Source organism: Algivirga pacifica (assembly GCF_039543525.1).
Lineage (GTDB): Bacteria > Bacteroidota > Bacteroidia > Cytophagales > Flammeovirgaceae > Algivirga > Algivirga pacifica.
In genome coordinates, this window is sequence record NZ_BAABJX010000029.1 from 130,571 (window position 1) to 143,190 (window position 12,620).

Consider the following 12,620-nt stretch of genomic DNA (forward strand, 5'->3'; position numbering starts at 1 on the left):
AAAGGGGAAATTTGTACGGGTGCAATTAATCACGCCCGTACGACTGCCCTTCTATTGTTTGCTGGTGGCATCCATAAATCCCTTCCAGCATCTCTGTTCGAATATTCAATTTATATAACCTACGATTATCACGCGTTGGGTGTACTCTATTGCTTAGAAAGATGAATACAAGTTTTTCAGCTGGGTCTACCCAAGCCATTGTTCCAGTAAAGCCCGTATGCCCGAAACTTTTAGGACTTGCCGATAGACAAGGATAAGCCTGTGCAGAAGATAACGTCTCATTGTTTAACAAAGGCTTATCAAACCCCAATCCTCTTCGGTTATCATTTTCTGGAAATTGTACACTGGTAAATTCCTTCATTACTTCTGCAGCGATATATTGCTTTCCTCCATAGTATCCCTCCTGCAGGTACATTTGCATCAACTTTGCCAAGTCTAGTGCATTGGAGAAAAGTCCTGCATTTCCAGATACTCCTCCCAATACTGCGGCAGCTTCATCATGTACAAACCCATCCATTTGTCCGTGTCTAAAGAAAATATCATTCTCTGTAGGAATGATACGGTCACAGTCAAACAGTTCATAAGGATTAAATCCTAACGTAGTAGCTCCCAATGGCCCATAAAAAGTTTCTTTAAGGTAATCATCAAAAGGTTGGCCTACACGACTACTGATCATCTCCGGATAAAGTACAAAGGATAGTCCTGAGTATTTATAGGTTCCCCTATTTTTAACTGCAGACTCATTCACCAACTTATAAATCTGCGGAAGTAGCTTTTTGTGCGCGTAAAGTTGCGGTCCTACCCTTACCGTATATTGCTTAGATGGATACAGTGCAAAAGGACGTTGTTTGAACAACCCTCCCCATCGAGCAATTTTATCAATTTGACTCCAATAGGATATATAGGGGTATAATCCCGCCTGATGTGCCAATACTTCCTTAAACGTAATATCTCTTTTTAACGGATCTTTCTGGAAGCCTTTCCAGTAACGACTGAAAGGCTCATCCATATCAAAAACTCCTTGTCCTGATAGTTTCATAATGGCAGGAAGAGGAGCAGATACTTTCGTTACCGATGCTAAGTCGTACAAATCTTCATTCTCTACAGGACGTTCTCCATAGTAAGTATGAAAGCCGTAAGATTTCTGGAGAATTACTTTCCCTTCCTTTGCAACCAATACCTGACATCCCGGATAGGCCCTTTGCTCCAATCCATACATTGCCAGACTATCGACCAATTGTTCCAATGCCCATCCATCTAACTGTACATTCTCAGGATCTGCAAATCCCAAACGGCCAATCGCTTTAGTAAAAATTCCCGAACCTACCTTGAAATGCTCATTCACGGTAACAGGTAATTTTCCCTGAGTCGGTAAAGCCCCAAAGATTACCTGCGCTGCTATTTCCTGCATTAATGGAGTGTCCTGATAGGTCATTAATAAGGCCTTTGATTGCGCTATTCCCTGAAAAACATTCAAGGCATAGGGGTTGGCAAAGACCGTTAAAATAACCTTGTCATTTTGAGAAAGCTGTTCAACTAATTGTTTTACCTCTTCCGTAATACCGAACGGATGTGTAGGAATACGTTGTTTTCCTTCATTCAAATTCACAACAATCTCTTTCACTTTAGGACTCATAAACAAGTCATGTATTCCTACGAGAATATGATCATAGCTTTTCAAGGTATCCAGTAAAAGAGATTGCTTTTCAGAAGAAAAAGAGGTTCCAATATTCAAAAAGTCTACTTGAGTATACTTAGCGGCCATCTTTTGGAATGTGGTCAAGGTATCACTACCAATAGACACTACAGCAATACGCTTTCCGGCAATTTCCTGAATAGGTAATCTATTGTCCACATTTCTTAGCATTGTGATGGCTCCCTCTGAAAGCTTTCGGTTCAAGGCTTTGTCTTTCGATGAATTGAGCTGTTGAATCAAATGCTGCTCCGACAACAATTCCTCTTGTATCTTCACTTGAGCAGGGCGTTCTGCCCAATACTTAAAAGCCAATACCTTACGACACTTTTCTTCTATATCCCTTGAAGTCAAACGGCCTTCCTTGATTGCTTTTTCTATAGCGATCAATGCGTCCTCTACTTCCCTGGTAAACTCCACAACATCATTCCCTGCAATCAATGCCTCTGCATGGGCCTCTCCTGCTGACCGGTGCTTGGTGATCCCTTTCATATGGATTCCATCTGTAAAGACTAATCCTTTAAATTGTAGGTCTTCCCGAAGAATATTCAATATTTTTTTAGAAAGAGAAGCTGCTTGATGTGGCGTATCATCAATAGCAGGCAATTGTAAATGTGCTGACATCACTCCTCCTACTCCTGCGTCCACCAATTGTCGGAAAGGGTAAAGTTCTACAGAATCCAAACGTGCTCGCTGGTGTGTAATCACAGGTAAGTCATGATGGGAATCGACACTCGTATCTCCATGTCCAGGAAAGTGTTTGGCAACAGCCAGTACGCCTTCTTCTTGTAATCCTCTAACGTATTGTTTTCCTAGTTCCGCCACCTTCTTGGGATCCTCTCCAAAAGAACGGTAACTAATTACTGGGTTATTTGGGTTATTATTCACATCGACTACCGGACCAAAGTTGATATGCATCCCCAACTGCTTCATATGTCGACCGATCGCTTTTCCCATTTCATATACCCACTTGTCTTCTTGTACAGCACCCAACGTCATGGCATAAGGAAAGCTCATTCCCTCGATGGTTCGCATGCCTATTCCCCATTCGGCATCCAAAGCAAACATCAATGGGGTTTCGGCCTGAGAGCGATAATAGTGTATCATCTCCTGATGCTCCACTGCCTTAGCCTTGAAAAAGATCACTCCACCTACTTTGTACTTTCTGATCAGTTCAGCGACTTTTTCTTTATTACTTAAAGAGGGAGAAGGAACAATCAACAATTGGGCAATACGTTCACGGGGAGTCAGTGATTGATAGACAGAGTCTACCCAAGAATGATTGGTATATTTGAGATAAGTCGGTTCTTGGGCGTACAGCAAAGATGGTATCCCCAAACAAGTCCACAATAAAGATAATACTGCTAAAATTCTTTTCATCAACTGGATTCGGTCTAGTATGGTTAATCAAATGATTTATAAGAAAAGAGTTTTATAACAAAAAATTGTACTATACAGAAAAATAAAGGGTTCTCAAACAGTTGTTTGAGAACCCTTTAACTTATACTTTAACTTTTTACTTCTTACTTTTTAGCAGTCAACTCTACCTCCAAGAAGAAATCGTTTCCGATCGCCTTGTCACCTAGGTTGTCAAAGAAAGAAGCTGATCCGTAACGGATATCGTATTTTGTACGGTCCAAAGTGATTTTTGCTGTTGCAGTTACTGCATCACCATCCATTTTTACAGTCGCAGGGAACATCACTGTTTCTGTTTTTCCTTTGATCGTCATATCACCTGTAATATCGTACATATCGTTTCCTTTTGCTTTCGCTTTAGTGATTACGAAAGTCGCTGTAGGATATTTTTCAACACCAAAGAAATCGTCAGACTTCAAGTGACCAATCAATTTATCATTCCACTCTCCTGCATCCAGATCATCACAAGTCATTGTGCTCATATCTACTGTGAAAGAACCACCTACTAGTTTATCTTTCTTCATCTCCAACTCACCGTCTTTCAGTTGGATCTTACCATAATGCTCACCAGTTACTTTTGTTCCTCTCCACTTGATCGTGCTATTTGCAACGTCCAATTTCATCGCCTCAACGAAATCTGCTACATTAAAAGAAAGGGCGAATGCCGCCAACAACATAGACACTAGTGCAATTGCTTTTGTTTTCATCTTTTTGTTTGATTTAAATTTTAACTGAACTAATAACAGTATTTTAATTACAATGGTTTTATTTTACAAGTAAAATTTCATATTAAATAAATAGGGATAATTTTCCCTACTATAATATTTCCATCAATTTAGCCCCTAGACGTCTTAATGACATAGCATAGACGTCTCTACAATAAGGCATTAGGTGCTACTTTAGCTACGCAACTTATCTAAAAGATCACTTAAAAGATGCGCCTCTTCTTCTGTCAGATTAATCTTCTCATGGATTTGCTGTGTTTTCATCACTTCATCCATTTCTTCCATAAAAGTCAATCCTTCTTCTGTGATATTAATATAGACTACTCTTCGATCATTCTCACAACGTTGACGCTCTACTAGATTCTTAACCAATAGTTTATCTACCAATCGAGTTGTATTAGGCGTCTTGTCCAACATGCGTTCCTTTACAGATTGCACTGATAAATGCTCTGGATACGAGCCTCTCAAAATCCGTAATATATTATATTGTTGTTCCGACAATCCATAAGGCTTCAATAAAGCAGCAACTTGAGAGCTCCACCAATTGGCTGTAAATAGCGTATTGATGATCGCCTTAAATTGTGGCGACATAAATTTTCCCTGCTTTATTTCTTCTCCTATCTTCATGAATAATCAATATTAGTTATTAAGTCAATTATTATGCTACAAATATAGTTTACATGTAAAATAATTACAAATAAAAATGTTATTTTTTTTCAAAATAGTAGAAGGTAGAAGGTAGAAGGTAGAAGGTAGAAGGTAGAAGGAAATTAATTGATAAGCTGCTTCAGTACAAAATGAATTACTTTAGTTTATCGCTTACCGTTTACAGGATTTCCCTCTAAGCGATAAGCGATAAAGTGCTAATCCAAAATATTAATCCCTATTCCAAGGTCCCAATAGGCACTCCTGTTTGGTAAAATATCCACATCCTCCATAAAAAAGCGATGGTACTTCAAGCGAACCACTAGCTCCATCACATTAGGAGTGATAGGATAAACGATTCCGAATTCAGGATTAAATCCAAAACTCCAATCCGAAGAGCTTTCTCCTAATAGCCCTATTTCTATCGAAGTTTGACTAGCATAAGCACCTACATTAAAAGCAGCATAAGGTCGTGCCCGAAATGTATCGGTAAAATAATAATTGGCACCTACAGTTAATGGCCACACATGAGTTTCTGTTACCCTCACCCCTGTGATAGCCCCTCCTTCAAAATTATAGGTTGCCCGATCCTTTTGCTCAAAAAAGTTTTGCCAACCAAAGTTACCTGAAACACTGACTTGAGGATTGAAACGATATTCCAAATCAAAGTCCCACCCTCTCCAACTTGTCTTACTGACAAACTCATCCAACTTAAAGGTAGGAATACCTATATGATAAGTGAGTCCCAAAGAAAAGTTCGTATAATCTGTCTTGGGCATAGGATCATAGGAGTAAGTCTGGGCTTCTGTAGTCTTGGTAAGGCACAGAATAAATAAACTAAAGATCAAACGGTAGGTGACTTTCATAGTGTGGAGTTTGGAATTTGGAGTGTGGAGTTGCTAGTGCTGTGGTTAGTAGGTAGTGGTTAGTGATTAGTGATTGGTGGTTGGTGATTCGTTTTACTATATATCCATACTAGTTACCAATCACTAGTCACCAGTCACCAGTCACTAATCATTGGTATCTAAAATAGGAGATTGTTCAAAAGCAGTATCAATTTCTCTAAGAAAACGGTCCAATGCTGTACCGCTTGAGGTGTCGGCTGGGATTCCTTTGATAATTGCCTGCCACACAAAATCCAATACTGGCACTTCAGAAGGTAAATACTGGCTCAGGTCTTCCTCTTCCCTATCTGCCAACCAGTCTCTATAATCTTGTAACGATTCTCCCTCTACCATCTCCACCATCAATGTTGCCTCATCAAAAGAATATATACCATAAGGCCAAGGATACCATCCATAATACCCTCCATAAACTCCCCAATACCCTCCGTACCAACAGTAATAGTCACACCAACCCGGCCCCCACCACCAACCTGGATTCGATACCAGAAAACTATTAGTAAAACGAGTTGTAATGGCATTCAACACTAAGTCTGGATTATCTGCTATATCGACTTCCTCATATCCATAAGCGATCATATTTTCTTTGATCTTAGACAGGATACGTTGTTGTACTTGCATTGGCAGTTCCTGTTGCTCTTCATCATCTGTTAAAAAGCCAACTGAATCTCGAATAGCAAAGGTTTGGAATTGTGTGAAATCCTGTTCTTCATCAAAGTAAGATAATACCGAATCAAAGTCCTCTAATGATCGTTCATCATCTCTAAAGTCGCATCCAAAGAGGCATAATATTGATAATAGAATAAAAGGTCGTTTCATTATTTAAAGTATAAGGTATAAGGTAAAAAGTATTAGGTAAGAACTATATACAAATTACATCTACTGATACTGAACCTATACAAAAAATAGAAACAATCTTTTGTAGAAAGAAGACAGTCTCTCCCAAAAAGGTACAAAGCAAAAAGACTACAATAGGGAGTCCCATTGTAGTCTCATTCAACTTTCTTATTATTTATCACAAGTCACAAAAAGCGTCAGCCTTTTGCTTCTCAGGCACATTGCTTCAATAACGTTTCCTACTTGGTCATTAAAGGTATAAGCATTCTTGTGTTGTAAATCGGCAGTAGGATTTCGTAAGAAACAAAAGTACTTGAATAGTACAAGTGTTTGCACTTTTCAAATAAAACATATAATTGTTTCAATTACAACTAATATTAAAGTATTTTATTTTAAAAAATTGCAACAAAACAGAAACACCTACTGAAAATCATTCAATAATCTTCTTAAGATGATTGTTTCATCACCTCAATCATCGCCCACAACTGTTTGCGTAACGTCTCAATCTCTTCTGCAGAGCCCTGTACTTTTTGAGCTAAGGCGGCCGGAATCTTACACGCCTGCTGCTTCAAACTTCTCCCTTTTTCAGTCAAAAATACCTCTACTTTTCGCTCATCTTGCTTCGAGCGTACACGATCTATTATTCCTTTCTTCTCCAATCGCTGTAGAAGAGGAGTCACTGTATTGGTATTCAAGACTAGCTTCTCCGTAATATACGTTACGGGTATGCCATCCTTTTCCCACAATAGCATCAACACCAGGTATTGAGGGTAAGTAATGTCCAGTTCTTCCAGAAAAGGTTGATATTGCTTAATAATCAGTCGTGACACTGCATAGAAAGGAAAGCACAATTGATTTTCCAATTTCAAATCATCTGACTTTCTACACGCTTCTCCCTCCATATTTTCTTCCATCGCCATATTTATACTAACACAATTAAGAATTTTTGCAGTTTAGTAATAGTATTTTTAATAGTCCAATTTAGGGGGGCTTTTTTATCAGTGAACAGTGAACGGTGAACGGTGAACGGTGAACAGTAAAATTTGATGCTTTCTGTAAAATTGCTAGTGTAGGAGGTGTTTAATTTTCAATTATCAATTACTTACTGCTCACGGTTCACTGCCTACTGTTTACTGCTCTAGTAATAAATCCTGAACATAACGTTCTAGATCCTTGGGTGATGTTATAGGAGCAAAGCGTCTTCTGGGACTTCCATTCTTGTCGATCAAGAATTTGGTAAAGTTCCATTTCACTCCTTTACTCATAAACCCTCCGAGACGGTCTTTTAAAAACACAAAAATAGGGTGTGCGTTGCTTCCATTTACATGGACCTTCTCAAATACTGGAAAAGATACTTCATAATCCATCAGGCATTCTTCGATCTTCCCGGCATCTCCTGGTTCTTGGTTCATAAATTGATTACAAGGAAACCCTAGAATTACCAAGCCTAGGTCCTTGTAATCCTGGTACAATTTCTCTAGCCCACGGTATTGTGGTGTGAATCCACACTTACTTGCCGTGTTAACGACTAATACCACTTTTCCCTTAAATGTCTCCATAGAAACCGCTCCACCGTGCAGTGTGTTCGCCGAAAGTTCATAAAAAGAAGTAGTCATCTGTTTACTAAATAATTTTGGTTAAAAATAAAGGATGATAAATGCGGGAACACCTTAACATTTTACTCAAAAAATTGGTTATCATCTTCCCTTCCTTTAAAAAATAAGCTTCAATTAAGTCTATGACGACTATATCGCATAAGACTGTAATTATCATACCAATAAGAGCCTGTAGCACGATTTTGTCAATCTTTTTTTGGCTTTTTTTTAATTATTGCATCTTAAAGTAACAGTCTTTATCAAAAAACAGGTTGGTTGTATTTAGTCACTTTACATAAAGCAATTTGATAACATCATGTGTCATAAGCTTTGCAATATAATAAACCTTATTGTGAGTGGTACCCTTACTTTATTTGATAACACAACGGGGATTTCAACGGACAATGACTTTAGAGGTAGCACTTCCTTGCGTATGCTGAATTTTCAACATGTACACCCCTTTAGGGAGCTTCTCCATAGATAAGGTTTCGATATATTTTTAGCGAATAATTCGATTATAAATATACGCTTATATACCTTATTCGTTCCCTTATACTTCTAACTTCTTGGCTACGTCCAATGTCCGCTCTACTTGTAATAAATGCCTTTCATCGTGCACCAACATAAATTCCACTGCCTCGGGTAGATAAAAGCGCACAATCGGCCCCAATGCTGAAGGAACTTTTTTCTTGGTATAGTCTAATCCCTTACTTTTTTTCGTCACCTCCTTAAAATAAGCCAACTCTTGAAAGAAAAGGCTAAACGCTTCTCTTACCCCTGCCTCGTCCTGCCCTACCGGAGGTGCTATAAATTGTTTCCCCGTCTTCATCTTATAACGTATCTGCCCCTCCTTAGGAGCCAACATCCCCACTAACATAGCATTGAACCAGGACAACGTTACTTCCTTATGGGGTGTGTTCACCGTAGGTAATGTACTGAGTAACCTCTCAAACTTTGGGCGATACAATTGATGGGACTTTGTCATATGTCCAATCACTTCAACCACAGACCACTTTCCTTTAGCTGGAGGCTGCAACAGCAATTGATAATCATTTTGAAAAATCTCCTTCAGTCTGTTTTCAAGGACATCAATTCTTCTCAGTTGTTCATCTATTATAATCTTGCTCATGGAAATTTTGTCAGTTATGAGTTATGAGTTATGAGTGCTTTTAAGGTAAGTTAGATGATAATCCATAAAGAATCTAGTGGGGCGGTTATTAAATGGATGTAAAGGCATGGAGTTTAGATCTTTACACTTCTACACTTCATTAACCTCGGACTCCTATTAAAACAAAAACATGAATCATCCCATATTAACAAATAGCTTAGTTTTCTGAGAACTCATCACTTTACGGCTATCTCACAAGCCCTTTATAGGCTTCTTCATTTTTTCCTTGATGAAAAAACGAAGCAAAAAAATCAAGGCTTTGAAGAATTTGCCTAATTTTTAATCGCAAAAGCTAAACCCATTACATGGCGTATTCAACTCGCTACGCTCAAACAATGGAATTTTCTTAACGCTTTTACGATTAAAAATTTTAACGGCAATTCTTCAAGGCCATTTTTAGATATATAAAGGCATTATTGACTAAACAAAAAACATGAGTCACCCCTCATGTTTTTACTTATTGATAATATTATTTCAGGACACTAAAGTTCCTTTTTCCTTCTTTTGAGGAGCTGACTGTTTTTTGAGTAACATGATCAATCCCAACAGTGCTACCAGAAAGTTTCCTGCTGCAAAAATTACCATAATAGAATCTCTAATCACCTTACCGGCGAAATCCAAAAAATGGTATTTGTGGAAATAAGCAAAGATAAAACCCGACAATGCTTCTTTGTCCACAACGCGTGCAGCCATCTTTCCTGAAGGGGTATGCACGTAAATACGTTCATTTCCGGCAGCCTTGTACTGTACTTTATAAACCGGTAGTAGCTTATTAATGAAACCATACTCCCCTTTGAACTTGGTCACGGCTGTTACGGATGCAATATCCTTTGCCTCTTTCTGTGCAAACTTGTTGGCCAGATACTTAGCGTAGGCCTCATCGCCATTGTCCAATACTTGCGCACTTCTTGGTCCTTGGTACTTGATCTGCGTTCCTCTCTTGGAAGCATAGTGCTTTTGCAAATAGGTTTCCTCTCCCATACGTGCAAGCGAATAGTTCACAATACCTACCTCTTCTTCGAATACAATACCTGAAAGCTCATCAGCTGTGTAGATATAATTATTATTAAAGGCCAGACGGTTGTCAGGAGTGTACTTTGGCAACATATGCGCAATGGCACTCAAGGCAAACATCAACAAAGCAAAAGACATTCCTATTCCCAAGCCTCTATGCAGTCTGCGATGCATCGGTACACGACTAGCTTTTTTCTTGTCATTGATTACCTTGAACATCACCCCATAAACATAAATGCCACTTCCAGCAGACAACAGTGCAGCAATCGCCAGTATGATCAATACGGTAATTCTTAAAGGGGTATTGCCATCCAAAAAACTCCAGCTATGGGCGTAGCGAAAAAACTGTAGCCAGTTAGCACGAGCATTATTCATACTGGTTCCTAACTGTCCAGAGGCAGTATGTATGTAAAGACGAAGCCCTTCTTCATTCTCAAAATTCACTCGATAAACAGGCAACAACCGGAAAATCTCCAGGTACTCATCATCATAGGCTGTCAATTGTGTTATGCTTTTGATTGCTCCTGCCTGCTCTCCGGCATAAGCGGTAGCCACCTGCTTGGCATAGACATGGTCTCCATCGACTAATTCTTCTCCAGATATAGCATCGAAATAGCGTAATGCCTGCCCTTCTTGCTCATTGACCTGATAATAGCTTTTTCCTGCTAAATTGACCACACGAAAATTTTGTAGACTATCCACCGCTTGAAGACGCAATACGCTATCCAAGGATAGCTGAATACCACTAAAATCTACCGGAGTAGGACGTACAAATCGCTGCGCCAACTGTGGCTTAAAATTAGACATCAAAGGATGCATAATCCCACTTAGTGTCCAAAAAAGTACCGGCACCAATGCGATAATACTAATTTTTCGGTGCCACTGATAAACCTTCTGCTTCATTCTCATTTCTTCTAGAATTTATACCCTACTCCTACATTAATATTTCTCGGTGTGCCGACCACATAAGAAGTACCCCAAGAAGACTTCCCTGCTTTGGTAGCGTACATAGTGTCGCCTACGTTCATCAGATTAGCCCATAGCTCCACTCCTTTCCAAGTATACCCTGCCCTAAGGTTGAACAGGTGGTATCCTTCGTAGATATCTTCGTTGGAGTCATTCATATAATATTCTCCTACGCGTTGCCACTCCAAAGCAATTCTTGCGCCTGGTAGAAAGCTTGGACGGTAGGTTACTTCTGCGTTACCAACAAAGTCAGGAGCTGCGCTCATTTCATTGTCTGACAAATCAGATACACCATTATTAAAATCAAAGAAACGATGTACGGAATGCGTACCGCCAAAACGGATACCTAATGATTCGATTGGGAATAACTTAATCGTATACTCAATCCCTTTGTGCTCAGTACTACCTACATTCTCATTCTGGAAAGAACCATCTTCCTGCAATACAGAGATAATTTCATTGAATCCATTCAACTGGTAGACACTCAAGTCAACAAAGCCCAACTGCTGTGGCAGGCTAAACCAACCTCCTGCTTCGTAGTTATCATACAATGAAGGAACCAATACAGGTACCTGCACCCCTCTGTAAAGCTCAGAGACCTGAGGAGGAACCATGCCACGACTATAGTTAGCATATGCACCTATGCGCTCCGAGAAGGAGTACGTCAGTCCCAGTTTGGGTGTCCACGCCTGAAAGGTATTGATCGCATCTGGAGCACCCGAAAATGCTTGTTCTCCCAAATGGTTATTGTAATCATAGTGGAAGTGATCATATCTCAGGGCCGCTACTAACTGTAGCTTCTCTACGGGTTTCCATTCCATTTGTGCATAAGCACCCGTATTTCTTAGCAACACATCGTATTGTGTCAACAAAGAATCTGTAGCCGTATAGCCCACATATTTACCTGCCTCGTTTCGCTCTACTTCGATAAACTTGGCCCAGTTGCTTGTTGGACTATAATCCATACTCAATCCGGTACGGATATTCACTTTTCCTGCGGCTGTCTCATAGGTTTGCTTGTGCTGTAATACTGCTCCGTACCCCTGGAAACGTGCCTCATTGATTTCTCCTGTAGCCACTGCTGGATTCGTCCAGTTATTGCGGATACGGTAACTTGGAATCTGTCCCATGATGTTGTGACGGAAATAAACCGTCGCCGTTGTTGCCTGCTGCTCATTCCACTGATGTGCTAACTGTACTTTGGTACGGAAAGTCTCTAGTGTACGCTCTGTAAAGGTATGCTGGCTTTCAAAAACACGATCTGCGAAGTCTGCACTATCCACCGATGAGCCCATATCCGATTGGTACTTCATGTAAGTGGTATTACTTTCCAAGGTGGTATTATCTCCTAGCTTATAGTCCAGTGCCAAGGTAAAGATCCCTTTGTGAAAATCACTGTGGTCCAGAAAACCGTCTTGTCTACGAGCTACATACCCTCCAACATTGATTCCCAAACGATCATTGATAGTCGTACCTACACGAGCATCAATTCTTTGATACCCATAGCTATCGCCTTGTACCGATACTTTTCCTGAAAAATCTGCTGGTGCTCTATAAGTAATAAAGTTGACTGCTCCACCGACAGCCTCACTGCCGGGTAGTGTCATGAATTAACTGATTGGCTTTTCCATGCCTCTGAAAACGTTGTTGCACGGAAGT

The 12,620-nt window shown here is 39.8% G+C and carries 11 protein-coding genes; all 11 read right to left on the reverse strand.

From position 1 onward, the window contains the following. Positions 1 to 25: 25 nt before the first annotated feature. Positions 26 to 3,073, reverse strand: coding sequence for a serine hydrolase domain-containing protein (locus ABD985_RS10020; protein WP_345371373.1), 3,048 nt, complete (start codon positions 3,071 to 3,073; stop codon positions 26 to 28). Between the two features lie 143 nt (positions 3,074 to 3,216). Further along, positions 3,217 to 3,816 carry a YceI family protein gene (locus tag ABD985_RS10025; RefSeq protein ID WP_345371375.1) on the reverse strand — a complete coding sequence of 200 codons (600 nt, stop codon included), beginning with the start codon at positions 3,814 to 3,816 and terminating at the stop codon, positions 3,217 to 3,219. Positions 3,817 to 4,008: 192 nt separating this feature from the next. Further along, a complete protein-coding gene (locus tag ABD985_RS10030) occupies positions 4,009 to 4,461 on the reverse strand; it encodes a MarR family winged helix-turn-helix transcriptional regulator (RefSeq protein ID WP_345371377.1) in 453 nt (150 codons plus the stop codon). 236 nt (positions 4,462 to 4,697) lie between these two features. Then, positions 4,698 to 5,345 carry an outer membrane beta-barrel protein gene (locus ABD985_RS10035; protein ID WP_345371379.1) on the reverse strand — a complete coding sequence of 216 codons (648 nt, stop codon included), beginning with the start codon at positions 5,343 to 5,345 and terminating at the stop codon, positions 4,698 to 4,700. Positions 5,346 to 5,489: 144 nt separating this feature from the next. Next, positions 5,490 to 6,200 carry a DUF4136 domain-containing protein gene (locus tag ABD985_RS10040; protein WP_345371381.1) on the reverse strand — a complete coding sequence of 237 codons (711 nt, stop codon included), beginning with the start codon at positions 6,198 to 6,200 and terminating at the stop codon, positions 5,490 to 5,492. Positions 6,201 to 6,664: 464 nt separating this feature from the next. Next, the gene (locus ABD985_RS10045; protein ID WP_345371383.1) at positions 6,665 to 7,138 is read right to left on the reverse strand and encodes a MarR family winged helix-turn-helix transcriptional regulator; all 474 of its coding nucleotides are present in this window, start codon (positions 7,136 to 7,138) and stop codon (positions 6,665 to 6,667) included. Between the two features lie 210 nt (positions 7,139 to 7,348). Then, positions 7,349 to 7,834, reverse strand: coding sequence for a glutathione peroxidase (locus ABD985_RS10050; protein ID WP_345371385.1), 486 nt, complete (start codon positions 7,832 to 7,834; stop codon positions 7,349 to 7,351). A 373-nt stretch (positions 7,835 to 8,207) separates the two neighbouring features. After that, positions 8,208 to 8,291 (reverse strand): T9SS type A sorting domain-containing protein, encoded by an 84-nt coding sequence (locus ABD985_RS21280; protein WP_425550441.1) that lies wholly within the window; start codon positions 8,289 to 8,291, stop codon positions 8,208 to 8,210. A 72-nt stretch (positions 8,292 to 8,363) separates the two neighbouring features. Beyond that, the gene (locus tag ABD985_RS10055; protein ID WP_345371387.1) at positions 8,364 to 8,942 is read right to left on the reverse strand and encodes a DinB family protein; all 579 of its coding nucleotides are present in this window, start codon (positions 8,940 to 8,942) and stop codon (positions 8,364 to 8,366) included. 513 nt (positions 8,943 to 9,455) lie between these two features. Beyond that, positions 9,456 to 10,904: a PepSY domain-containing protein gene (locus ABD985_RS10060; protein WP_345371389.1), complete on the reverse strand. Its 1,449-nt coding sequence runs from the start codon at positions 10,902 to 10,904 to the stop codon at positions 9,456 to 9,458. Between the two features lie 5 nt (positions 10,905 to 10,909). Next, the gene (locus ABD985_RS10065) at positions 10,910 to 12,568 is read right to left on the reverse strand and encodes a TonB-dependent receptor domain-containing protein (RefSeq protein ID WP_345371391.1); all 1,659 of its coding nucleotides are present in this window, start codon (positions 12,566 to 12,568) and stop codon (positions 10,910 to 10,912) included. Positions 12,569 to 12,620 lie beyond the last annotated feature (52 nt).